Here is a 24,871-nt window from a genome sequence, read left to right as displayed (position 1 = left end):
CCGGGGATAGTTTATTCGAGCTGTTTGTACATCGTGGTGAAATCGAAGTTGTTCCATGACTCGACAATCTTTCCGTCTTTCACGCGGAACATCGTCATGCCGTGGAACTTGATGGGCTTGCCTGTGGCGGGCTTGCCGGCGAGAGCTTCCCCGGTGTGCGTGCCGGTGACGAGGCAGCGTGCTGCGGTCCTGTCTCCGTCGATGATGGTGTCTTCCAGGTTGATGTGAAGGTCCGGAAAGGCAGAACGGAACGACTTGTGGAAGGAGCGGAAGGCGGTCATTCCGTCTACCTCTCTTCCCTCGGGATGCGTGAGGCCGTGGCCTACGGTTTGAGGGGACATCATCTCGTCGATGGCTTCTTCGCGGCCCTTATTCCAAACTTCTTCGAACCAACGCTCTGCGAATGTCATTTGGGTCCTCCGCGACCTCTGGGCGTCGAAGGCGCCTGAGGAGGTGACGGAATTATAGGCTCTTCGTGGTTACAGGACAGAGAGCTCCTCCGCGATATGAGCGTCGCGATGTTTGCGGTCTAACCTTGCCGAGATCAGAGCTAGCAGAAGGGTTAGAGAGGTTACTAGAATGCTGGCGATCGGGAGCTGACGATAGGTGTAGCCGGCGGTGAGCATCATGCCACCGAGGGAGGCTCCGGTTGCGTTTCCGAAGTTGAAGGCTCCCTGGTTGAGAGTCGAGGCCAGGTTCGGTGCGGCTGCGGCCTGGTCCACGATGCGGGATTGCAGTGGGGCTCCCGCGGCGAACTGAATGGCTCCCCAGAGAAGGATCATCGTGATGGCGGGGACGACGTGAGGTTCGGCGTAGTAGAGGGCGATGAGGGAGGCGATGAGGGTGAGGAGCGCGCCGATGAGGAAGGTCATGGGGCGCCAGTCGCTGAGGGTGCCACCGAGAAAGTTGCCGACAGTGATGCCCACCCCGAAGAGCAAAAGCGTCAGCGTGACGGTATGGGGAGAGACTAACGTGACGACTTCGAGTGCCGGGGCAATGTAGGTAAGGACGCAGAAGAGCGAGGCCGAGGTGAAGACGCTCATGGCCAGAACCAGCAAAACCTGCGGCTTGCGCAGGACGCGGAACTCGTGGAGCAGGCCGCCGGATCCTGCGGCCTGTTTGGGGACGAAGAAGAAAACTGCCGTGGCTGCGAGAAGGCCAATTGGGACTATCGCCCAGAATGCGAATCTCCAGCCGTAAGCCTGGCCTAAGGCCGTTCCGACGGGAACTCCTAGGACGTTGGCCAGAGTGAGGCCAGAGAACATGAGGGCGATCGCCTGGGCGCGTTGATTGCGGGGGACGAGACCTGCGGCGACGACACTGCCAATGCCGAAGAAGGCTCCGTGGCAGAGGGCAGTGAGGACGCGCGCTGCGAAGAGGAGATTATAGGTGGGGGCGATGGCGCAGGCCAGGTTGCCGAGGGTGAAAACACCCATGAGGAGAAGGAGTGCTAATTTGCGTTCCAGACGGGCGGTGGCGATGGCTACGATGGGCGCGCCTATGGTGACAGAGAGCGCGTAGCCGGTGACGAGGACGCCTGCCTTGGGGATGCTGACGTGAAAGTCGTCGGCAAGGTTGGGCAATAGGCCCATGATGATGAACTCGGAGGTGCCGATGCCGAAGGCGGCTATGGCCAGCGCCATCAGAGGCGTATGCAGCAGGATGTTTTTGCGCTCCGCCGTCGTTTCTGGACTCCCTTCAAAGCCTGGCATTCTTTTATTCCAACATATCTCTTGTCAATACGTGTCAAGACGAAGAAATTGTTGTGAGAGTCCAGGATTTGGTCGCGGCCGGTTCTTGGTAGCATCGGTCTGTGCTGGAACTTTCTACACCGATCAAGTTTGTGAAGCTCGTGGGAGAGCGTATTGCCGTCGAGCTTGCCAAGCGCGGCGTTGAAACCGTGGAGGATTTGCTTTATCACTTGCCCTTTCGGTATGAGGATCGGCTGAATCCGGTGCCGATGAGTGCGTTGCAGGCGGGCACAATGGCCTCGGTGATTGGCGAGGTGAGAGGATCGGTGCTGCTCCAGACACGAAACATGCCGTTGTTCGAGATGACCGTGGGACAAGGGCTCAGCACGGTGAAGTGTATGTGGTTTCGCGGGACGTATCTGCGGGACAAGTTTCATGTGGGGCAGATGGTTGCTCTGTACGGAAAACTTGAGCCGTCGCGAAGTAGCGCAGGCAAATTCAAGATGATTCAGCCGCAATTTGAGATCTTACCTTCTGGTGGCGGCGCAGACGCCGAGTTTTCGATGCTCGAGGTCGGGCGAATCGTGCCAGTGTATGAGTCGTTGGGAGGAACTACGGCGTGGGGCGCAAAGCTGGGCTCGAAGTGGTTGAGGCGCGTGATCTGGACTCTATTCGAGGAATTTGAAAAGCAACACATCAGCGAGTCGGCGAGTCAGCAGATCGAAACCTTGCCGGGTGCGATGCGTGCGAGGCTCTCGTTTCCGGATCGGTTGAAGGCCCTGAAGGCGGTGCATTTTCCTGAGGCCGGCACGCCGATGGTAGAGCTGATGTCGGCAACAACCCGGGGACATCGGCGATTGATCTTCGAGGAGTTCTTTTACCTCGAGTTAGGCCTGGAGTTGAAGCGGCGACGGATGCGAGAGCGTGTGGGGACCGCGTTTGTTACGAATGTGAAGGTACGAGAAGCGATCAAGCAGGTACTCCCTTTCCATCCGACGGCCGCGCAAAAGCGGGTGTTGGGTGAGATTGCCGGTGATATGCGCCGGCCTCAGCCCATGCGGCGATTGCTGCAGGGCGATGTGGGATCGGGCAAGACAATCGTTGCAATGCAGGCGGCGCTGGTCGCGATCGAGAATGGCTACCAGACAGTCTTGATGGCCCCCACTGAGATTCTGGCAACGCAACACTACCTTTCGGCCAGGAAGCTGTTGGGAGATGTGCTGTCGCCGCGAACTGGAAAACCTTACCATGTGACCTTGCTAACCGGATCTCTCGATGAGGCGACGAAACGAGAGGCACGCGGAAGAATCTTTCGCGGCGAGACCGATCTTGCGATTGGAACTCACGCACTTATCGAAGACAAAGTTGACTTCCAAAATCTCGGTTTGGTGATCGTCGATGAACAGCATAGGTTCGGCGTGCAGCAGCGGTTTCGTTTGATGAAGAAGCCGGGGGCGCTTGATCCGGATGTGCTGGTGATGACGGCAACGCCAATTCCAAGAACGCTTGCGTTGACACTGTACGGCGACCTTGATGCGAGTGTGATCGATGAACTGCCTCCTGGGCGCACCCCGATTGTGACTAGACGGACAACAGAGGAACGAGCAGAGGACGTTTGGAGTTTCGTCCGCAAACAAGTTGAAGCTGGACGACAGGCTTATATCGTCTATCCAGTAATCGAAGGGGCAAAGGATGATCAACCGGAGCTGGACTTTCCTCAGGACCCGGAACCGGATGCGGCTGAGGCAAGCCTGAAAGCGGGAGCAACGTCCTCCGCTGCGTTGCGGAATGGCGGCGAAAAATCTGGGGCGAGCAAGAAGAACAAAGCTGCGAAGGCCAGAAGCACGAAGGCCAAGGCCACAAAGCCATCGTCGAAGACGGAGAAGTTATTCGAACCGAAGAAGGCACTGCGAGCCGCGACGGATATGTATGAGGAGCTGAGGCTAGGACCACTGAGCGGACTTCGCCTAGGGTTGCTACATGGACGGTTGAGTGCAGATGACAAAGACGTGACTATGCGGCGATTTCAGAGGGGGGACCTCGACGTACTGATTGCGACGACGGTCATAGAAGTTGGTGTGGATGTTCCCAATGCGTCGGTGATGGTGATCGAACATGCAGAGCGGTTCGGTTTGGCGCAGATGCATCAGTTGCGGGGACGTGTTGGTCGTGGAGCGGCGAAGAGCTACTGCGTGTTGATGACGGGCGGCAGACTGAGTGAGCAGGCCGAGGCTAGACTGGATGCGATGGTACGCACCCAGAATGGATTCGAACTTGCAGAGCTTGACCTGCAGCAGCGTGGGCCAGGGGAGTTCTTTGGAACGCGTCAGGCGGGAATGCCAGAGTTTCGCGTTGCCAACCTGATCCGCGATCGCGCGTTGTTGGAGCTTGCTAAAGTAGAGGCGGCGCGATTTGCGTCAGAGCCGGATCCAACCGTTTCGAGTGAGGAGAAAGATGCGGTGTGGGCCCGGCTGAAGATGCAATGGCAAAGAAAATATGGATTAGTCGAAGCCTGAAATCTCACGACGGTCACGCAGGCCGTTTGATGGCTCTCTGCTGCGAAGAACGTTCAGCTCGCAGTGGCGTGGGTGAAGGCGCCAATCGATGCAGATTGCGAGGGGGTCGGGACAGCCTTTTTGGGTCCACGCTTGCGGGCAACCAGGACGCGGATTCTCTCGATCATCTCCGCCGGCGAAGAGGCTCCCTTCGGAAGAAAAACGTCGGCATGGAGAGCACGATCGAAGGCATTGACGGTGCCGGAGACAATCATCGCGGGCAAGCCGGGATGAAGTTGTTTGGCGCGACGGACCAGTTCGTTGCCGTCCATCTGCGGCATGATGAGGTCACACAGGATCAGATCCAGTGTGCCAGGAAGATATTGATCGAGAACGGTCAGCGCCTCCTGCGCGCTGTGAGCGGCGACGACACGGTAGCCACGGGTTTCGAGAAGGAAGGTGCGAACTGAGAGAATTTGTTCATTGTCATCTACACAGAGAATCGTCTTCTTGGGGCGCATGCAGTCTCGCTTCTGCCGGATGCCACCTTGTGGTGGTCGCGGCTGATGAGCCAGCCTGACGCGTCTGCTGGTTTGCAGGCGCGCCGGTCTGGTGTTCAAGGTGACCCGTGGTTCGGCCGGTTGTGGCTCTTCGGCGCGTAGTGGGTCCGCTGCTCCGGAAGGGGAATGACGGAATGAGCAAAGCTCTCCCGTCTGCTCCACAAAGGGATCAGGGCCCATTGTCCAGCGAGCTTTAGCTGCCGAACCTCGGGGTGCGAGAGAGGCCGTAGGCCGACGCAGGTTGCCACGCGGTTCCAGAAGCGCAGGAGATCCCTCTGCTGCGGATACAGTGAGCGTCGATGCCGAAGATGCTGGCATCGACTCACTGCGTGTGCAGACAGTCGGAGTGCGCTGGGGAGTCGCGACTGCGGGGCAGTCGGGCTTCTCTCAACTCAAATTGTCAGAAAACAGGCGAAAGCAATCATCTCCAACGACGCTTCATATTGCATGGAACGTCGTCGTCAACGCTTTCCAACAGTACGAATGAGTCGGTCACTTGGCAAGCGGCGAAGTTTGGGCGAAGACGTCAAATATTAGAACTTGCACATCCACCGACCACATAAAAAGGTGCGTATTCATTGACGATTCATGATGCGCTCCTGTTGAAATCTGGTGCATCACGGCAGGAAAAGGCGTCCGCTTGCAACAGAAATGGTGCGACCGCCGACGAACACTTTTGTCACGCGGTTGTCTTCAAGGTCGGCGCTGACATGGATGCGACTGGGGCGAAGCATCTCGATTCCCTGCTCGAGGATGATCTGCTGCCCGCTGGCGACGCGGCCGTGACGTACGAGGTAGGCGATCGTGCAGCCCGAGGCAGAGCCGGTCGCAGGATCTTCGCCTGAGTCGAACTGCATCCGCGCATGCCATTGCGCTCCTGAGTTTGCATTAGCAGGAGTAATGCAGAAGAAAAACTTAGCGCCTACGCGGCCAAGAAATTGCCGAGAATTTTGCGCGTTGATGCGGAGGCGGTTCGCAACCTCCATTGATCGCAAGGGCACGATGCAGAACGCCATCCCCGTGGATACGACCTGCGCGGGCAGAGTTGGATCGAGATCTTCGATGGAGAGGTTGAGTGCGTTGGCTAACGCTGCGCGGTCGTCGGAGCTGTTGAGAGCTTCTCCGAATATAGGGTCGTTTTGTCGCATAGTTCCGAAGACACCGATCTCCCTGGGCTGCGGCGGATTGAAACGAACCTTGATCGGCCCGACACCAAGATCAAGTGTGATCTCCTCTGCGCCGCGGAAGACTGGATGATTCAGATAGAGCCAACTGGCGGTACCCAGCGTTGGATGGCCAGCGAATGGGACTTCTTCGGTCGTGAGGAAGATACGAACATGGACACCGCGTTCGCGTTCGATCTCCGCAGCGCGCGGGAGGATGAAGGTGGTTTCACTCAGGTTGGTCTCGCGAGCCAGCGCTTGCATCTCGTCGGAAGAGATGCCTCGTGCGTCGGTGAAGATAGCGAGCGCGTTGCCTTCGAGCGGGCGTTCGGCGAAGACGTCCACCTGAGCGAAGTCGTAAGTGCGAGAGGCCGAAATTGGGTATGCAGTAAGAGGCGTAGGGGCGACAACAGAATCGTCATTTGACATGGAAGCTCCTCGGAAGTATGGTTTGGAAAGACCGCGATGAGGCAAACCAGCCTCATGCTAGCTTAGCTGGCAGCGGCACAAAATATTTAGCCATGACGACGATGCCAAACACGATCACCACACTCTGCTGCTGCTGTTGCTGTAGCCCAGTGTGGGTGTGTGGATGAGCGAATCGAAGCAGGCATCTTCGAGCAGCACAGAAACCCACCCAGAGCGAATGAGCCGGGTGGTTTTTTTACGTTTAGGCCCCAGCAACCAGAATCGTATGTGGCGAGTAGTCAAGAGAATGACGAATTGGGTGAACCCCAAAGAAAGCGAATCGACATGTCACTCCGTATCAACGATATTGCTCCTGATTTCACTGCAGAAACGACTCATGGCACGATTCAGTTCCATGAGTGGATCGGCGAGAGTTGGGCAGTTCTCTTCTCGCACCCAAAGGACTTCACTCCGGTGTGCACGACCGAACTTGGCGCAGTAGCGAATCTGGAGAGCGACTTCGCCAGGCGTGGCGCCAAGGTCATCGGCCTTAGTGTGGACCCGGTCGGCAATCATCACAAGTGGGCTGTCGATATTGAAGAGATCGGTGGATCGAAGGTGAACTATCCGTTGATCGGCGATCCGGAGCTGAAGATTGCGAAGCTCTATGACATGCTCGCGGCGGATTCGGGCGAGACGTCCGAAGGTCGGACGCCAGCCAACAACGCGCCGGTGCGAACCGTCTTTGTGATCGGACCGGATAAGAAGATCAAGCTCACACTCGCGTATCCCATGACAACAGGGCGCAACTTCGATGAGATCATCCGCGTGCTTGATTCGATTCAGTTGACGACGAAGCACAAGGTGGCGACGCCAGCAAACTGGAAGCAGGGCGATGACGTCATTATCGCCGGAGCAGTCTCGAATGAGGATGCTGATAAGATCTTTCCCGGTTACAAAACGGTAAAGCCGTATCTACGCACAGTAGCGCAACCGGAGTAAAGTAAGACTGACCTCGCCACAACGCGTCAGCTGCGTGGCGAACAAGGGCACCGATGGCGAAGTGGCTAACGCGCTGGTCTGCAAAACCAGTATTCATGGGTTCAAATCCCATTCGGTGCTCCAATCTTTCAATAACTTAGGAAGCAACTCGCAAATGCGGCATCGCCCGCTGTAGCGGAAATTGTAGCGAGTACCGCGCTTTTTGTGTCCGTGCCCTGCTCTACCTCTATTGAATCGAGGATGACGTTTGCGGTGCTGTGCGCTCCGCATGGGCGATCTTCTGTGCGCTAACATACTGCTCCATCTTGTCCATCGCCTTCGATTGGTGCTCTTGCGTCGGGTGGGCGTAGCGGAGAACCATATTGATCTTGGAATGGCCTAGCATCGCTGCCAGTGTCACAAGGTCGATTCCTGCTTCGACCGCGCGGGTAGCCCAGGTATGGCGACAATCGTAGGGGCGAAACTGAGCCACTTTGCTTTCGCGCAAGCCCGTGCGTGGGCGCTCTGAATGCCGGGGAGTGGTCGCGTGGCGTCCACCTCGCAGGGAAAGAGGAATGACCCGCTGTCTTTGTCCTTTGCGCCTCGCTCCGCGGCAGCTTTCATCCGCAGCGTTAGGATGCTCTTGGCCGTTTCCGTGAGCTTGATACGCCGCTTCGCCGCCTTGGTCTTTCCGAAGGGGTTGAACAAATAGTTTTCGATCAGATAAACGTTCACAGCTTGAATCCTATAGACCTCTTCCGGCCGCATGCCCGTTTCGAGCATCAGCGTTGCCACATCCCGCAGCATTGGCGTGGCCTTCTCCATATACTTCCCCTGCTCGTCATAGCTGAGAACTCGGGTTTGTTCGTTGTCTTCACGGAGAACCTTCGCCGCTGTCTTGCTTATCGGATTCCTCAGAGGCACTTCGCCCTTGATTGCGTGATTGAACATCGCTCGCAAACACGCTAATTCACGATTGACCGTAGCCGGCCGCAGCCGTTGCTTTGTCTGGAGACGCTTCTTATCTTTACCGCGCACTGTCTTGAACTCCGCCGCGCGTGACGTCTTATAGCGCTCTACCTCGTCTGGAGTGATTTTATCGAGCGGCTTGTCGCCAAAGAAACCGAGGAGTGCAAAGCTGCTGTAGCGATAGCGTTCCGCCGTACTGGATGCCATCTGGTGATCTTGTGCTGCCCACTTCAAGAAATCGGCCATCGCGGCTTTGAACCCTGGAATCTTCTTCCGCTCCGTGATGCCCACTTCACCCTTAGCAAGCGCCGTTTTATAGGCCGCTTCAATCTGGCGGGCTGTTCTGGGGTTGCCCTGCTTCGTACTCTTCTGAATGTGCTCCCCATTGAACAGAAAGTGATACCAATAGACGCTGCCACGTTTGAATATCGACATGTTCTCACTTCACCTTTCCTGACTTCTTGAGGGCGTAGTTATCGCGCATGTATTCGCGGCGTTTGGCCTTGAATGTTTCTGTCTGCCCATGCGCCTTTTGTCTGCAATTCACGCTGCAAGCCTTCTGATCGAGCCGCCTCGCAAAAAACCACCTTTGACATATGCACTGCCGCAACAAAGACAATCTCTTGGTCTCGGCTAGGCTTACTATTTCGGACACTGCATCGACTTCGCCTGTCGGCCTTGGCCGAGTTCCGTCCATATGACGATCGAAATAGAGTTCATCTTGTTCGCTTGTCTCACTGATTTCAATGGTCGTCCGCAAAGGGTATTGATGGAGAGTATTGTCCACGTCCCATAGCGCCTGCTTCAATGCCCAAGACATGGGTCGATCCCCGCGGTTTGGATTTGAGCTACGTTCCTCTTTGAGAACTTGGGCTGCGGTTTGAATTGCCTTTATCAAGTACAAAACTCTCACGTGTGACGCCTTTGAGGGCTTAGCTATATAGAGATGATGGGGGAAAGATCGCGAATCCTGGCTCTTCAAGAAACGCACCATGTCTTCCCTATTTGAAATAGTGACGGGATCTTCCCGATTCAAAAAGCTGACCAGCATGTTCGGCTGCCGCAAGTCCTCTTTAATTGTCATTTATAGCCTCTCGTGAAGGTTTTCTAACCGACGCTTCATTATCGTATGCGTCGGTTAGAAAGTATTACACGTTTCTGGTCTTTTTGCGCAACAATCATCTTGTATTTATTTAGCTACAGAGGTGAAGGAATGGATGAGTTGCTATCAGTTGACGAGGCGGCACGTAGGCTTGGTGGTCTGAGCAAGTACACGATTCACGCATGGCTAAGTTCGGGCAAGCTACGCCGTACAAAGGTGGGAAGTCGGACAATGATCCGTGCTTCTGAGCTGCAACGAGTGATTGAGGACGGCGGCAAATCGCCGGTTACCCGCTCACATATGACTGAGGTCGCCTAGTGGCAACCTCTCCCGTAATCACAGTGCCTCACATTGTCGCCAAGTCATCTGCTGGGTCAATTCCAGCACCCAGGAGGCGTAAGCAGCCCACGTACGGCAATGCTGGGCTTGCCACGGTGCCATTACTGGTGTGGGAGGGAGCCGATTACCCCCGCATGGAGCCTGGACGCTATTTGGTGCGGGGATTGAAGGTCCAAGGGCCGGAATGGGTTCGAGCCTTCAGCCGTTGGTCTCTCCGAGTTGAATTCGCGACAGTGCATGAGCCGGGCGGCGTTAGCGCGTTCTTCAATTTCGGCAGCGATAGGCTAAAGCAGTACATCGGGAGACAGAGCAAGTATTTTCATGCGTGGACACTTGCCAATGGCGGGCCGCCCCGGAAGAGTGAGCAGATGAGTTCAGAAGTCTTCCTTGACGGACAATTCTTCTGGGTAACAGTGGAAGATTCAAAGCGTAAGACCGATGGGTCAGAGAAGACTAACGCTGAAGTCTATTCCACAATCGCAAAATTTCATTCTGCGGAGCGCCCGTAATCAGAAATCTTTCAATCAGGAATCAGGAATCACGCAATCAACCAATCAAGTAATCAATCAATCAAGGTTGCCATCGGGTTCCGCCTTAGCCGGGCGAAGGTAAACGCCAACCCAAAAGTAAACCTAAAGGGCGGAGGCTTCGGCTTCCGCTCAGGCCAAAATTAAGAATCAATCGTTTCAGTGATTTATAAGACTTAAATTAGCCGAAAATGAATCCTTTTATCGCGTTGATCGACCTCAAAAATCAAATGGAAATCAATTCAGAGCGGATCGAATAACAGCGTGATTTGCCTAATGATTTCGGAAAATCGTGGAGAGTAAATGGGTGGGTATGGCAGCGGCCGTGCGCAAAGACGGGACTGCACGGATAATTATGTCCGCCTCGATGTGCGGTGGTGCAAGCGCCAAGGCTACTTGAGGCCGGGGTGGGCCGGCATGGTGTATTGGTCACGACGGGGAGAGCGCTTCGCGAGTGTCAGCATCGAAGCTGCGGACGGCCAAATCACTCTCCGATACAGAACGCGTCCAAGAGGCGATGAATGGAGGCCTTGCGCCTTCGGAGGAAATCGCGCATGGTTCCGGTGTCCCGCGTGTAGCCGTCGTGCGGCGATCTTGTATGGCGCGACGGTGTTCGCATGTCGGCATTGCCTTCATCTCGCCTATGGATCACAGCGGGAAGCTCCGCACAACCGCGCACTGCACAAGGCGCAAGGCATCCACGAGAAACTAGGCGGCACGGGCATCATTCATGAACCGATATTCAAACCCAAAGGCATGCACTGGCGAACCTACTACCGCCGCATGAAAAAGATGCGGGAGGCGGAATCTAGAGCGATCCCGCCGTGGCTCGTGAGGTCGCTAAACTTCTAATGACAAAGTAGTCTTGCGTGCCGCTAAACTCTCAGGAAGGTGAACGGTAAATGCCCGTAGGGATATGTCCGATGTGCACGCGGAGCAAAACGCTTCTCAATAGCCACTTTATGCCAGCATCGCTTTATGCCCTTTGCGGCACAGATGAGTTTCCGCCGGTCCGCATGACCGAACAAGTCATGATGCCTACCAATAGACAGATACACGATCGTCTTTTCAGCTTCGATTGTGAGCAGCGGTTCAGCCGGGAAGGCGAGGCCTGGACAATCCCATTATTATCGGTCTTGGATGGGCCATTCCCGCTCCGTGAGCGCGCCCCGGTTCAGTTTGCGGAGATGGCTAAGGAACTGCGTGGTGTTTTTCGTGGTGAGGCCAAGAGGCCGAGAGCAACAAAGAAGCTCTTGGAGAATACGGCGGAGATCGAAGCGCGAGGGCTAAGCGTGAGGCTCGGTGATTAAGGGATATGCTTGAATCGAGGGATGGGTGAAGGTTTTTTGGTCGTGGCAGTCGGACACTTCCGGGAGGATCGGGCGCCACCCTAATCGCGCCTCCGGGCCGTCTCTCGATCGCCCGGAACTTGGGCTCGGTCGCCACTGAGTATCGGGAGCTAACCGAGGGGCGCATGACAGCGAATATGTTTGCTAGAAACGTCTACCGCCGGGATGGCACGTTTGTGGCGGCGATGCCGTCAGCTTATTAATGTTGATTTTCAAATCTGCACTAGCCAAAAGGGGTGAGGATCAATGGGTGTAGGATAGGGAACTACTTTGAGGGTTGAGCGAAACCGTGAACAAAACCGAACCCGACGTAAAGCAACCTGAGCCGGACTACCATTCCATCTATCAAGATGAACACCGGCAGCGCATCCAAAACAAGGGTCGCATTTACATACTCCTATCACTGTATTTGCTAATCATTTGTCTAAATGCTCTTTCCGTAGTCGCCGCATTTTGGTTGCGTCTCACACATAAAGTAGACGTATCGTATGAGGCGCTCGCAGCCTGGTCAGTTGGTACGGGCGGTTTGGGTGCGGGATCCCTCTTGTTCAAAGAACCACTCAAGAAATTGTTTTCTTGATCGCATTTCTGGCAGGGTGCGCCAGTCAGCGTGGGCGTCGCGCAGTCAACACATAATGAAATGACCGCCGCCCCCGACGTTGCAAGCCTTTTCCCAAGCATCGCACGGTTGAATGGACGCGTTGTCCCTGCGGAGGCAATCGCACATGGTTCCGTTGTCCTGCGTGCGGCCGTCGTGCGGGATCTTGTATGGCGCGACGGTGTTCACGTGTCTTTGCGCTCCGTTCAGCGGCTGAGACAGATTAGAGCTTTACTAAGTAATGGAACAGATACCAGAATCCCAACATACCGATGATGCTCAACAATGAGATAGCGGCGAAGAGAAGGGTTCCCAGCCAAGCCTCGACTACAGATCTTTCAGGCCTGGTTCCTGGGGCCAGTGGTTTTTTGTAGGTGCCTAACCCGAGTGATTCGAAAGCGACTGCACGCCAGACCACACCATCAGACCAGTAATTTGAATGCCCACCCTTACCGACACAAAATTGCACAGTGGCCCGTGGTTCCAAATCCAAGTGCTTGCCGATCAAATCGGCATCCCTCCACAGGTTTACCCAGCGCACGTTCGGGTGAATCGCTAAAGAGATTTCGCGCGGCGATTTGATAATCTTTGGAAATACTCGACAGAGATAATTAAGCGGCGAACCTAATGTGACCAGGCTAATCTCACTAGTCATTTCCTCGGACAGGCACATCGAATTGACAGCATGCGATGCTATGACACTACCTAAGCTGTGGCCTACGATAACCAGCGGAGCGCTCGGAGCTTGGCTCCTAAGCCAGACCATCGCATCGACCGTTCGGCTAACGAGTGAGGCGCGGGTCTTTTCAGTGTTTGCGTAATCGAAGACATCGAGTCCAAAATCTACTAGGCCGCTAAATAAGGTTGCGACTATGCAGACATATCCCAGCGACCGCCAAACTAGGTATGAAATCTCTCCAATGGTCCCTTAGTGATTCGTAGCGATCAGCGAATTTCTCTTTTACTTTTTGCGCGTGCGACGCTGGACGAAGGGGCGCTTGAGGCGGCGGGGTGTCCGGTCCTAGAATTTGGGACGTGTTCAACATTGCTGCACGTCTTTCTACCTGTTCCTGAGTCTCAGGAGGAGATGCAAACCTCGAGCCAACCTGACACACGATTCCGACCAAGGACGCCGCGGGCAAGCTCAAAGCGATAACGAGTGCCAGCAAGCTGACCTTCCAACCAAAGCTACGCGCTAATGGCAAACATCGAACGATGCTGATGCAGGCCACCAACAGCAGCGCCACGATGAGAATGCCAATGGGAACCAAAAGTAAAATGTGAAAAAAGAGAAAGATCTTCAACCCGATGGTCAACAAAAACGGCGATGCAAAAACCCAATAGCCCCAATTGGGTAGGCGCTCCGAGGGTTCGCTCGTGATGTTTTTCCAAATGTTCCAGAGTCCGACTATCGTAACGTAGCCAAATATTCCGCGGGACCACCATGACGAGTTGAGCCAGTCCTCCAAATTCTGCAAGTGATCGCGTGCCGCGAAAGCGACAAGCATCACTACTGTTACCTGCAGCAGCACCTTCCCGCAGAACGCTGCAATTGGAGATAAGCGATACTTACGGTCAGTCCAAGGAAGCGCAATCACGAAATGATTTCCAGCGGAGCCCTGAAGAAACAGCGCCTCGGCGTCTCGCTTCCCCGAGAGTGTCGGGCAATCGGGAAGTGGTATTCGTTGTGAGACATCGCTGAATTGTGATACGAAATATCCCTTGCTCGCAGCTGCCAGTATGGACTGGGAGGTTGCTTTACCGACACCATGAATCACAATTGTGAGACTTGCTGCAGTAGAAAGATTTCGATCAACACCTAAAGCTGATTGGACAAAGTTCTCACCGACTTGTGGTCTGCTGGACACAAATTCTACCTCTTGCAATCCGGGAACAGACTATTGCTTTTCTATGGCATTTGAGGCGATATAGAGGCTCGATGTCATACTCTAAGACTTTTTCGCTCGACACCGCCACCAAATAGTTTTTACTCGTCGAAGCTCCTCATTCCATTAGACGCTCTCGGGAAAGGATACTGTAAAGTTGGCGTGGGAATAATTCGGAGTTTCTGAGGGCAACATGGCACGTCTGCAAGCGATGGTGGTGGGACTAATACTGCTGGTGACTGTCGGGTGCGATGGAGATAAGATCGCCCAATTGGAAAAGCAGAACCAAGAACTGAAAGACCAGATAGCGAAGCAAAATCTAGCCGCCGATTTCGATCTCCAGGCGAAATGTTCAAAGGACGCCAGAGTGTGGTTCAACGAGAATTGGGGAGGTGCCCGAGACAAGCAAACTATCCTCCTCGATTTCACCAATTATTACAACGCGAAGCATAATAAATGCCTCATCCTCGTCGAATACCACTACAACTCCCAGTTCGCCGGTCCAGGAGGAAATTCTTGGACGAATGACATGAGTCTTACTGATGTCTATGAGAACGCGAAGTACGCCTACTTCGCAGAAAACCACATCACTAATTTTAAGCCGACGATTGAAACGCATGAAGAAGTGATCTCATGCGATGTGGAGAGAACGAAGTGTAAAACGGGCGATGAATTCAATAATCTTCTTAGACCGTATATGAATGACTGATTCGCTGTGCGAAAGTTTCTGACTGGAGGTAGCGTCAACGAAACACAAATTTCAGTAGGATATTGATCGCATCAGCGTAGCGCTGGTGGTATCGTCCGCTTGTTTCTAAAGTTACTGTTCGACGGGACAACAGATGAAGCCCCTCGTCCTGCGCGTTAGATAATATCGTCTACTGCCGCATCATCGCTTCCTTCACTATCTCTGGGTCATTCGTAGTTGGGTGCCATTTCTAGACCCGACACCGGCGACGTCTCGGGACCTCGGGAACTGTACACCTCGACCTAGCAAATCGAGACAGAGACCTACTGAACAGAATTAAGATCTGTAATCTGTCTATCTAAATCAGCCAAGATTCCCTCCGCACACTCTTTTACCCTTGACGAGCCACAAATCTGAACGGAGAGGGCTTCGAAGAAAAGCCCTCGAGTGAAGGCTACGGCAATCATGGATCGGCTGGCATTTTCATCTGTGTCTCTGGTTACCACGCGTATTGACCAAATTGGAAATACGTTCGCACCCTGTCGATTGAATTCGCTTCCAGACTTGAAGTATCTGGGACTGGTCGCAATCAAATCTCGGATCGCCGTGGCAATTCGGGATCCGACCGGATCATCGCATGTGCACTGGAAGAACACGGGTATTTTTGTAACGGGGACTTGGGCGAAAACCTTCGCCGTCATTATTGCCAAAAGGATTGCCAGGCACATCGCTAGTCTCTTCATCTCTTTCTCCCATACGTCTGCCCTAGTATGATTCAGCTGCCTACTATGGCAAGGGCCATGTAAGAGGCTTTGATGTTGTTCATGCGGTCTAGGGGTTCCTCGGTGCCTAGCCGCTTGACTCCTTCGCCGCAACTGATCAGATATGCCTGGGCGAGCTTCATGCCTTCGGGACAGGCTGGGAAATCGTCATTGTGCCATAGAGATAACAGTTTGTGAATTTTAGGCGGGTTTAGGGCTTGTATGCAGGCGATATCAGGTGCTGATTGAAAATTCGATGTGGTCCGACGGAAAAAGCCCACCTCAATGGCGTTCATTATGAGTGTGTTGAAGGAAGTCGCCCAATGACCTTTCTTCACACTGGCACCAACTGCCCTCGCGTGGCGTCGGTTGTGCTCAGTTTAGCGCAAAGAACACTTGTCGCACTTGTCGCTGTGATTCGCCATTGCGTTATACGTCCAAAGAAGATCTGCGTGGCTGGTGCTTGTCCGTGCCCGACTTGATGCGTTGACACACTCTGCAGCTGCTTCTAAGAACCTCAGCGCAAGCTTCATTCTTTCATCGCACGCTTGCATCTTTTCTGGATTGGAAAGGGGCGATAGGGCTTCGTTCTTTACTGGCATAGTTCTTTACCTCTTTATACTTTTTGCACACGATTCTGATGACTGGGAGAGCAAAGCAGACACTCTTGATAGTGACTTGAGGCTCGAATGTGTTTCACCTCAACCTTTCCGCTGAACCTTCTGTTTCCGACTCCTAAGCCCATCGAACTGTTCCTGACTCAACTCAATATCGTTCCAGAAAAAACTTTTCGTTGATACGTTTCAAACTGAAAGGTCACTATCAGTCGAAGCATAAATCCACGCTGAGGAGTTGGATATGAAACGCTTGTACCTGATAGCTCTCTTCGCTTTTCTCGCCTGGTTCAATGACTTTTCGCCTTCTGTAGCACATGCTGACACTTACCAATCTGTGACCATACACGGCGCCGGCGCTGCCAATTCAAACGATTACTTCCTGTACGGCATCGATAACAAGGGAGATTTCGTGACCGACCGACCCAATTGCGACGGACGCGATGACACTTGCTATTACTCGTTCATTTCGGGAGATCGGAGTTCGAGCAGTTTCACCCCTCCGGCGCTTGACTACGACAACAGCACAGTATGTGGCACCAGGGACTTCGCGGTAGAGATTTGTAATGCAGGTAGGGTAGCGTTCATCGCTAATGGCCCTGCACCCTCTGCCGACACTCTTTACTCTGGACCCTCTTCAGACTTGTCGATTGTCAAGAGTGGTGACTTCGGCTTCATCCATCCGTTGATGGACAGTAATGGTGACATAGTTTTTGACGATGGCAATAACTTTGAAGAGTACATCGACGTCACGAGCCGCCTCGGTGTCACCCCAGAACCTACAAGCATCGTCCTCTTGGGTACAGGGCTTTTAGGGTTCGCCGGATTCGTCCGACGCAAATTGAGTAAGCATAGCTAGAAGTCATGTCATTAATCCAAAACGATCAAACGCAGATAAACACAGCTTTTATCGAGCAGATACAACGGCAGGACGGCTCGATGCGATTGTTGAAGCGGATCATCTGTTCGTCAAGTAGCGTTCCATGTGGAATGGCTCGACTGCCACGTATGTTCCATTCAGAGTGCGCTTGAGCATGATCAGCGGGCTTCTCAAGCTCTCGAGGGTTTGCGTCTAGACATAAGCCCGTTTACCGAACCCGGCGCGCCTTCGACGAGGAGCAGGCTCTTGAAATGAAACAAATTTATTGTCGCGGTCACTATGGAGAAAGGACGATCATTCTCACTTCACGACGAGGAGGGATCCGTGAACAAGGATAAATCGGTAACGGTCGCAGTCATTGGACTCATCGGGGTTGTGTTAGCCGCTCTAATCGCGAATCACCACCCAAGCGGTGTAGGCACTACAAGTAGTCCGAAGAGTTCAACCAGCTTGGGAAGTCCAAACAGCCCTTACAACCCCAAAAGGCCCGCTCTTCCAGAGAAGCCAATAAGTGGGGGCGGCAAGCGATACCATTGATAGCTCAGCAGGTAAGTCATTCCGCCAAGGATTCATTAGGCCGGCAGCCTCCATCATCGTGTCCCATGCTTTGAAGAGAAGAAACGCATTGCCTTCGATAGAATCCCACCACGTTTCTTTGCGTCCTCTGGCCTCTAGTTCTTTCAGCCTTCTATTCAGCTGCCGCATCTCTTTCGCGCGCTCTACTGACCTCAGATGCGCCTCCACAGATCCGCGATCATCTCTGTCACCGAATCCCATTGGCTTGTATTGCTTCGTAAACTTGATCTTCGGTGGCACGCTCTAGTCTCCAAAACATTTCCGGAAGCCCAACTCTACCAGCTGGCGCGCCGTATAGAGCCCTGGAACGTCAACTTCACGGCCTTTACGTAAACCATCGATGATCGCGGCAGCTGTTAAAGGAAATGCTAGTCGGCCCAGCAACAGATGGAGTTGTCTCTCGTATACCCGCAGGTGACGGGGAGGCTGATCACCCTCATAAGCTTTCAAAGTGACATACGCCAGTTCGCCTTTGGAGGGGCCCACGGTTAGCAGTCCTGGAATCGCAACGATTTTGTAAAGGCGTATGAGCAACTCAAGCACATTACGCAATTCGGGCACAGTTCAGATTTTCCCTATCAATTTGTTGTATTGATCAGGTGAAAGCTTGAGAAAGACTCCGCCTTTCCCATTGCTGATTCCGTTCTCTACAGTTTGTTTCGCTTCGAGGTTTGTCAGTGCACCTCCGCGCTTGGCAAGTTCCACCAACTTCTCTTCATCTTGAAACATGACCGTGCGGAGACACTGTTGAGTTGCGCTGTCGTAGAAGACGACTTCCCATGCCTTCTTTCGCTCGAAGGCCGCGTAAACGACTTTCACGGGCGGCTTGCACTTTTCGCAATAACGCTCACCTCGGGTATGTGGCGGTGGCAGGAAGTTCTTGCAAGCACAGCAAATCTCCCCTGCGAGTCGTTTCTCTGTTGTAGTTCCTCGCTCTCCGCCCATAGGCGAAGAATAAGCGAATACGCAGTGGATTTTCTCCTTTTTATCACTTTTCAATTCGCGTTCTGACGATTTATCATTTACTTCAACGTCGGCAGAAGCAAATGTAACAGCGGGTAAGCAGAGTGGCAAACGGCAAATTCATTTCCTACCTGAGAGTCTCAACGGCACGACAAGGTGCGAGCGGTCTCGGCCTGGAAGCACAGAGAGAAGCCGTATCGCGCTATCTAAACGGCGGACAGTGGCAGCTCATTCAAGAAGTCGTAGAAGTTGAGAGCGGGAGACGCAATGATCGTCCGGCAATTGCGGAAGCTCTCCGGCTCTGCCGTCTGCACAAAGCGACACTAATTATTGCTAAACTTGACCGTCTCGCCCGCAATGTCCATTTCATTAGTTCGCTCATGGAATCGGGAGTGGATTTCTTGGCTTGTGACTTCCCGGAAGCCAATCGCCTCACCGTTCACATCTTGGCCGCAGTCGCGGAGCATGAGGCTTCAATGATTTCGTCCCGCACGAAAGCGGCTCTAGCAGCCGCAAAGGCGCGTGGTACGGTCGTAGGTGGGCAGAGGGGCAGCTTAGAGCGTATGGCGAGCATGGCAGTTAAAGGAACACTCGCGAGCGCCAATGTGCGCCGGCAATCCGCTGCCAAGCGGAGAGACGACTTGTTTCCAGTGATCGAACGGCTGCGGGTAGATGGTGCGACCTCACTGCGCGCGATTGCAAATGAGCTGAACAAGACGGGACTAACAACCGCGCGCGGATGCATATGGACAGCTACTCAGGTTCAACGGGTCTTGTCTTCTCATTCGCACTGAAGTTACTTGCATACTTCGGGCCTTCGTCATTAGGTGGTGCTCAGTGATCCCAAAAAAGCGCAGAGTAGGCGCAGATTTTGCTGGTTTCCATGAGTGTTTTGCCCTTCTCTTAAACGAGACAACATATGTCCTTGTAACGGGTCCGTTGTTTGGAGAAATACCAAATGCACTTACGGCGAAGTCCGTCGCACATAGACACATATACATTGGACACGTACCCTGAGACTTCCCAATCGTTTCCCACTCCGTCCAGAAGCGGCCCTACGTGGATTTAGCGGAACTGGACGATTATGGCTGCCACATCTTCCAAATTGCGAATAAGGCAATGAACAAGAAAAGTGACACCATTATAGCGCGAGTGGTTTTGGTTGCCTTAATTCCCCAACGCTCCCTCGCTTCCTCAGAAGGAGCAGACTCAGATTCATCTATGAATACATCAACAAAACAGGCATACACCGCCAAAGCTAATGCACCGACGAAAATCAGTAGGTAGCCAGAGTGTGGCCCATGAAATAAGTGGAACTCTATGGATGAGGTTGACATTTCGGATCTCCCATCGTGCCAATCGTTGCTGTGGCTCCGACCGTAAAAATGAATGGAGCCCAACTCGCGCTGACTGTAGGAACGCCCTTATCGCTTACTGAAACACCTCCACCGATCCTGGTAACCGGATCACGAACTGTTACGCCTCCGCTGAAGCCTTTGTTCGTATCTCCCTTGACAGATAAGCTAATTGGCGCAATGTCACCAGAAACACCTTCAGGCGTGGGTCGAACCGTGAGGTAACCTTTGCCTCCACTGTTCGAGTCATAGGAACCACCAATAGCTCCAGCTCCGGGACCGATTTGGCCAAATACTCCTACAGAACAGACGGTTGGAACTCCTGCGGTATCTTTAGCTGCGGCACTGAGAAACTCCCGACCGGCAAGGGAAATCTGCGCCGGAGCAGCCTGCGATTGGAGCCAACCAACCACATATTGATTCTGCTCTTGGTCGTTTTGTTCTTGCAGCAGATTACGACTCCCATCGGCGTAGACGGTAACGGCTGGGGCAGCTTTTCTATCTGCTTCATCAACAATCGAGCATCCATTACCGTCATTGTCGTCGTAGACAGTTCCATCAGATGAATTTGTTTGGCAGGTTAAGCCCGTCGAATCAATGAAGCTAAGCGGGTTATTCAGCACGTAGCTGTAGAGATTGAAGCTCTGTGGATTTGTCGGATCAGCGTATGCCAGCCCCGACGGATCAACATTCATGAAGCGACCTGTGCTGGACGAGTAGTACCTACCCCCAAAATAGTCATTTCCTGATTCGATATCTCTCTCTTTACCTGTGAAATGAGTAGGATCGGTTCCAATTGAACTCAGCGCATCGCCATAGGGTAAAGAGGTATATAGCAACGGCTCGATAGGTTGCGCACTTGATCCAATATCTCCATTGCCCGCAGTCTCATACCGCTTTGTGCCCAACCAGTCCTTCCCAAGCCAATGGAACTGATCGTGCTGCCAGGAGCCAATCTGTTCACCATCAACGTAGACTCCAATTAGGCTATATGGAGGCCCATTTGGCGTAGGGTTGTAGATCCACGTAGGTTGTCCTGCAGAATTACGTTGAAAAACCTGGACGCCAGTCGATCCAGACTCCCAAACTAATTGTCCCTCTGAATCGTATCGGTAGGTCACTGCTCCGCTGTTAACACCCACCATTCGGCTATACACATCATAGGCGTAGGTCTGTCCCAAATTATCAGTGGTAATGTTTCCAGCATAATCATAAGCAAAACCTCCGCTTGGATCCGCGTGGTTATTGTTTCCTGTAAAAGAGAAACTGGGTTGCGGCGCAGAACCAGTTCCAGATGCGGTTTGCGTTTTACGATTCCCAAAAGAATCATATGTCCACGCAAGTGTTAGGCCCGCAGCTGAAGTTGCACCTGAAAGTCGACTGAGGGAGTCATATGAGTAAGTCCAGTTTCCATTGACAGTGTCAGCTGAAGTTGCAGCGCTTCCGTCGTGATAGTACGTTGTCGCAGTTGTGTAGCCAATCGATGCTCCTGCCTGGAATTGAGTGCTTGAGCTCAATCTTCCTCGGTTATCGTAAGTTCTGTTTTCGCTCAATCCGTTTCCCAGGAGTCGTGTCGCTGGATTGCCGAACGGATCGTAGGTCGCATTTGCAAATATCTGCTGGGAGGAAATCCCATTCAACGTACCGGTAGTGTGCTTATTTGCGCTGATTGCGGTTACATGTCCTGCCGTGTCGCGTGTCTCATACAAGTAAACTCCGGCAGCCTGCGTCTCAAAGGTGACGTTTCCCGCCAAGTCATACTGATAGCCACCGCTACCTATACCGGAATCTAAAGCCCCGGTGGAGTTTGGATTCTGAAAGACACGCGTAAGCAGCCTGCCCATTGAATCGTAGGAATAAGTGTAACGCGAGTAAACACCGTATATAGAGGAAGAAGCAGAGCTTAGCCGCCCTGACGTGTTGGCCATACCGTAGGTGTTCCAAGTCACGGTCTTTTCATCGTAGTTATAAGTGTCCGTAGCTGTGTGGCTGTTGGATGGACTTTTTGTGATCAAGCGATTTAAGGAATCATAGGAATAATTCGATGACAAACCACGCGCATCGGTCTTGACCTTCAGGTTTCCATTGAGATCATAAGAGTAAGTCACGACCCCACCTGGAAGCGGTGCAGTCGAAGACGTTGGACACTGTGCGTGAGAATTCTCTGAGTCTGCCTCGCAGATCATTCGAGAGAGTGAATCATAGGTATAGCTACGTACACGTGCTCTTTCGCCCGACAAGCCCGCCTGATTGATTCCTAGCAAGTTGCCTAGCGCGTCAAAACTAAGACTCGTGACGGCAGTAGTTGGCTCAGTAACTCTTGTCAGATGCTCAAGCGCATCGTAGACTTGAGTCCACACATTCCCAAGTTCGTTTCTCTTTGCCAATCCGTTTCCTGTATACGTCCAGCTGATATAGGATTGTCCTGGTACGCACGGCCCGGTGCTCCCGTTATCGGGTTGACATTGGCGGATCTTTCTTCCTAAAGCATCGTATGCATAAGATGTGATTCCATAGCTCGAATCTGTCGAGGACCGATATGGATTCGAAACGCTCTGCGTTCGTCCATCGCCGTCGTAGATTGTATTTGTATATATGGGACCAATGGGGTCTGAAGTAACTTTGACCTGAACTTGGCGTCCCAGTGCATCGGCTGTCGTAACGATCTGGTATTGGCTAGTCGCGGTTAATTTCTTTGTGTATGTGATGGTTGGACTAGGAGCCGCGGCGTCATTATAAGTGTGATTTTCCTGACCCCCATCGGGATAGGCAATCTGCGCGATGCGTCGCATCGAGTCGTAACTATAGGTCGTCTTCTGCAGATTCTCGTCCGTATGCGATGCGGCTAGGCCTGTATTTGCGTCGTAAGTATAGGCATCTATGTGGTTTACGCCATTTGTTACTGGCCTTGTGACAGTGGTGGGGTATGCACCTGTCCCGTCGTAAACAACGCTAGTCATATTTCCATTGCCGTCTTTTGCTCCAACCACCATTCCGTTGGCATTGTAATAGGTATGGGTTGTAACGGTTCCACCATCGACTTCCGAGGTCGCATTGCCCTGAAATCCGCCGGGGCTATAACTCGTCTCATCATAAGTAATGGTCACACTGGCTAATGGCTGGGCACCGGACGATGTTGACGTAGATGCCTTAAGATTTATCAGGTTGGCAGCTCGATAACTGTCATTGGCCTGCCATTGATAGGTGTTAGTTGTCTCGCTAAGAAGTGGACCCGGCCCGCTTGATGTTGTGTAGTCGTAGGTGTAGGAGTACATGGGACTACCCAAAACAAGCGAAGCACTATATGGAATGAAGCCGGGAATGCCTCTAAGACTGTCATTGGGGTCGTACACTTTCAATCCCCCAGACATGGGTCCGTCCGTACCGGTGCATGCAGTGTTTGTATTGTTGTCGTAAATCACACATGTGGTGGTGGATTGTCCGTTATAGATCGTGGTCGTTTGTTCCGGCAGATGTAAACCAGCAACACCATATCCGGTACCCAACACACCACCCAAATACGTGTGTTGCACGGTTTTGATAGCTGGAGATGTACCTTGGTTATAAACAGTCTGCGCCTCAGTCCCGTTTGAATTAAAAAGGTGGACTATCGTGTTACCAAGCGGATCTGTCACTGTGGTTTGAAAGCCAGTTCCATTCCCGGGTTGTGGGACTAGCGAATACGCGTAAGACCACTGGGACATTACGCCGTTTATATTCAATGTTCTTGATTGAATAAACCGCTGGCCTGGCTGTTCTCCTACTGGATATTGAGTATATGAGGGCGGGTAGTAAGCATATGTCATCACCGCCCCGGTCGGTGTGGTGACACTATGCAGAAAACCCCAGCTATCGTATGTAAACCTCCACGAGGCGCCATTTTGGAGTGTTATGCCGGAGATTGCTACGAACGTGGCTTGACCCTCGCGAGTCCCATTCCCAAATGAAGTTGCAGCACTTAACTGCTGCCAGCATATCGTGATCGGAGCAGTCGTTCCCCCAAAAATCGGGAACTGTTGCGCTTCACATTTGGCTACTACAGAGGAACTAGACATATTGCCAAATGCTGGGATTGTTCTACCTACGCTGTCCTTGAAAGTTGCCATACCGGAAGTGCCACCGGTAGTGGTAACGGTGACTGTGTTCCCGCTTGGGTCTTTCATAAACGTGCTAGTTGCGGGAGTAGGACAAACGTACGGGTTGTAAAGAGTACATGTGCCCGTATATGAGATACCGTTGCGGTCGACGAACCCGCTCCCCGGGATGATTGCAATCCCGGAACCGTCAACAGTCTCGAGTGTCGTCGTATGAACGCCAGCCGGAGATACCACTCCAAACATCTCATGGCTTGCGCCGGTGGGGTCTATAGCCGTTGTACCAGACAACGGGTTATGGTTGTTATCCGTGCCGTCCGGAAAAGTGCCGCCGACGTAGTTCGGAGTAGCCACGAGACCGGATTTGTTAAGGTTGGTATAAAACCAAGCTACATATTGACTGCCGCCTGAAGTCTCTACCGTCGAGGTCCAGACGGGAGGGTTATATACAAGCTGAAGCCCTAGTGGCGGCAATGTGCCCTTTTGGGGGTAGGAAATGATAGGTATGTGCAATTGCACTCCGCCACCAACCAAGTCCACGGTATCAAAATTCGATTCGTCGTATGACTGATATGGGACGAGCCCAGGCAGCTGTGGAAACTGCGCGGTTGCAAAAGTTGTAACCGAGAATAAGCACGCGAAAGCAATGCAAAGCGATTTCATCCGTTTACTCCTTGAAGAATACGCAATCGGCGACCGGCGAGGTTGGCGCAAGAGGGATAGTTACACTCTCGGCAAATGGAGTGTTGGCAGCGGCGGAATCATAGTTTTGCTGATCGACTCAGATTGGAAAGGACTGGATGTCCCCGTGAATTACGACGAAGAGTAAGTTGTGTGGCGTTCACAATCTCTGCGGAGGGACGACGGCATCC

General features: G+C 53.0%; 18 protein-coding genes and 1 tRNA gene. 7 read left to right on the top strand and 12 right to left on the bottom strand.

The genetic code is table 11. From position 1 onward, the window contains the following. Positions 1-11: 11 nt before the first annotated feature. Both RBB77_RS08565 and RBB77_RS08560 read right to left on the bottom strand, forming a co-directional pair. A complete protein-coding gene (locus tag RBB77_RS08565) occupies positions 12-410 on the bottom strand; it encodes an ester cyclase (protein ID WP_353066466.1) in 399 nt (132 codons plus the stop codon). Positions 411-479: 69 nt separating this feature from the next. Beyond that, positions 480-1,712 (bottom strand): MFS transporter, encoded by a 1,233-nt coding sequence (locus RBB77_RS08560; protein WP_353066462.1) that lies wholly within the window; start codon positions 1,710-1,712, stop codon positions 480-482. Positions 1,713-1,813: 101 nt separating this feature from the next. Here RBB77_RS08560 and recG point away from each other — a divergent pair, with 101 nt between their 5' ends. After that, positions 1,814-4,207 (top strand): ATP-dependent DNA helicase RecG, encoded by a 2,394-nt coding sequence (gene recG, locus RBB77_RS08555; RefSeq protein ID WP_353066460.1) that lies wholly within the window; start codon positions 1,814-1,816, stop codon positions 4,205-4,207. A gap of 53 nt (positions 4,208-4,260) precedes the next feature. On the opposite strand, the gene RBB77_RS08550 is transcribed toward recG, so the two are convergent. Together RBB77_RS08550 and RBB77_RS08545 are read right to left on the bottom strand one after the other, a co-directional pair. Then, positions 4,261-4,707, bottom strand: a complete 447-nt coding sequence (locus tag RBB77_RS08550; protein WP_353066458.1) for a response regulator — start codon at positions 4,705-4,707, stop codon at positions 4,261-4,263. Positions 4,708-5,363: 656 nt separating this feature from the next. Next, entirely contained in the window at positions 5,364-6,338 is a 975-nt protein-coding gene (locus tag RBB77_RS08545; RefSeq protein ID WP_353066457.1) for a PhzF family phenazine biosynthesis protein, read from the bottom strand. A gap of 324 nt (positions 6,339-6,662) precedes the next feature. Here RBB77_RS08545 and RBB77_RS08540 point away from each other — a divergent pair, with 324 nt between their 5' ends. Both RBB77_RS08540 and RBB77_RS08535 read left to right on the top strand, forming a co-directional pair. After that, positions 6,663-7,319: a peroxiredoxin gene (locus RBB77_RS08540; RefSeq protein WP_353066455.1), complete on the top strand. Its 657-nt coding sequence runs from the start codon at positions 6,663-6,665 to the stop codon at positions 7,317-7,319. A gap of 47 nt (positions 7,320-7,366) precedes the next feature. Next, positions 7,367-7,442 (top strand) — tRNA-Cys (locus RBB77_RS08535). A 103-nt stretch (positions 7,443-7,545) separates the two neighbouring features. Here RBB77_RS08535 and RBB77_RS08530 read toward each other — a convergent pair. Genes RBB77_RS08530 through RBB77_RS08520 form a run of 3 tightly spaced genes read right to left on the bottom strand, consistent with a single transcriptional unit; the run spans position 7,546 to position 9,351 of the window. Beyond that, positions 7,546-7,791, bottom strand: a complete 246-nt coding sequence (locus RBB77_RS08530) for a tyrosine-type recombinase/integrase (RefSeq protein WP_353066453.1) — start codon at positions 7,789-7,791, stop codon at positions 7,546-7,548. Then, positions 7,716-8,702 (bottom strand): tyrosine-type recombinase/integrase, encoded by a 987-nt coding sequence (locus RBB77_RS08525; RefSeq protein WP_353066451.1) that lies wholly within the window; start codon positions 8,700-8,702, stop codon positions 7,716-7,718. The genes RBB77_RS08530 and RBB77_RS08525 overlap by 76 nt, the downstream gene beginning before the upstream one ends. A gap of 4 nt (positions 8,703-8,706) precedes the next feature. Next, on the bottom strand, positions 8,707-9,351 hold the full coding sequence (locus RBB77_RS08520; protein WP_353066449.1) for a hypothetical protein: 645 nt from the start codon (positions 9,349-9,351) through the stop codon (positions 8,707-8,709). A gap of 45 nt (positions 9,352-9,396) precedes the next feature. Here RBB77_RS08520 and RBB77_RS08515 point away from each other — a divergent pair, with 45 nt between their 5' ends. Continuing rightward, a complete protein-coding gene (locus RBB77_RS08515) occupies positions 9,397-9,687 on the top strand; it encodes a helix-turn-helix domain-containing protein (protein ID WP_353066447.1) in 291 nt (96 codons plus the stop codon). Between the two features lie 2,718 nt (positions 9,688-12,405). Here RBB77_RS08515 and RBB77_RS08510 read toward each other — a convergent pair. Both RBB77_RS08510 and RBB77_RS08505 read right to left on the bottom strand, forming a co-directional pair. Then, on the bottom strand, positions 12,406-13,056 hold the full coding sequence (locus RBB77_RS08510) for a lipase family protein (protein ID WP_353067596.1): 651 nt from the start codon (positions 13,054-13,056) through the stop codon (positions 12,406-12,408). Next, positions 13,037-14,050, bottom strand: a complete 1,014-nt coding sequence (locus RBB77_RS08505) for a hypothetical protein (RefSeq protein ID WP_353066446.1) — start codon at positions 14,048-14,050, stop codon at positions 13,037-13,039. The genes RBB77_RS08510 and RBB77_RS08505 overlap by 20 nt, the downstream gene beginning before the upstream one ends. A 211-nt stretch (positions 14,051-14,261) precedes the next feature. Between RBB77_RS08505 and RBB77_RS08500 the strand changes: the two genes are divergently transcribed. Both RBB77_RS08500 and RBB77_RS08495 read left to right on the top strand, forming a co-directional pair. Next, positions 14,262-14,777, top strand: a complete 516-nt coding sequence (locus RBB77_RS08500; RefSeq protein WP_353066444.1) for a hypothetical protein — start codon at positions 14,262-14,264, stop codon at positions 14,775-14,777. A 1,598-nt stretch (positions 14,778-16,375) separates the two neighbouring features. Beyond that, complete coding sequence (locus RBB77_RS08495; RefSeq protein ID WP_353066442.1) at positions 16,376-16,990, top strand: PEP-CTERM sorting domain-containing protein; 615 nt, start codon at positions 16,376-16,378, stop codon at positions 16,988-16,990. Between the two features lie 462 nt (positions 16,991-17,452). On the opposite strand, the gene RBB77_RS08490 is transcribed toward RBB77_RS08495, so the two are convergent. Continuing rightward, positions 17,453-17,827 (bottom strand): hypothetical protein, encoded by a 375-nt coding sequence (locus tag RBB77_RS08490; protein WP_353066440.1) that lies wholly within the window; start codon positions 17,825-17,827, stop codon positions 17,453-17,455. A 324-nt stretch (positions 17,828-18,151) separates the two neighbouring features. Beyond that, positions 18,152-18,661, bottom strand: a complete 510-nt coding sequence (locus RBB77_RS08485) for a hypothetical protein (protein ID WP_353066438.1) — start codon at positions 18,659-18,661, stop codon at positions 18,152-18,154. Here RBB77_RS08485 and RBB77_RS08480 point away from each other — a divergent pair. Continuing rightward, entirely contained in the window at positions 18,655-19,344 is a 690-nt protein-coding gene (locus tag RBB77_RS08480) for a recombinase family protein (protein ID WP_353066436.1), read from the top strand. The two genes, RBB77_RS08485 and RBB77_RS08480, sit on opposite strands and share 7 nt — an antisense overlap. A 524-nt stretch (positions 19,345-19,868) precedes the next feature. Here RBB77_RS08480 and RBB77_RS08475 read toward each other — a convergent pair. Continuing rightward, positions 19,869-24,662 (bottom strand): RHS repeat-associated core domain-containing protein, encoded by a 4,794-nt coding sequence (locus RBB77_RS08475; RefSeq protein ID WP_353066434.1) that lies wholly within the window; start codon positions 24,660-24,662, stop codon positions 19,869-19,871. Positions 24,663-24,871: the final 209 nt, after the last annotated feature.

The organism is Tunturibacter psychrotolerans, assembly GCF_040359615.1.
Classification (GTDB): domain Bacteria; phylum Acidobacteriota; class Terriglobia; order Terriglobales; family Acidobacteriaceae; genus Edaphobacter; species Edaphobacter psychrotolerans.
The sequence above is the reverse complement of the archived record's forward strand: the minus strand, read 5'-3'. Positions and strand labels throughout refer to the sequence as shown.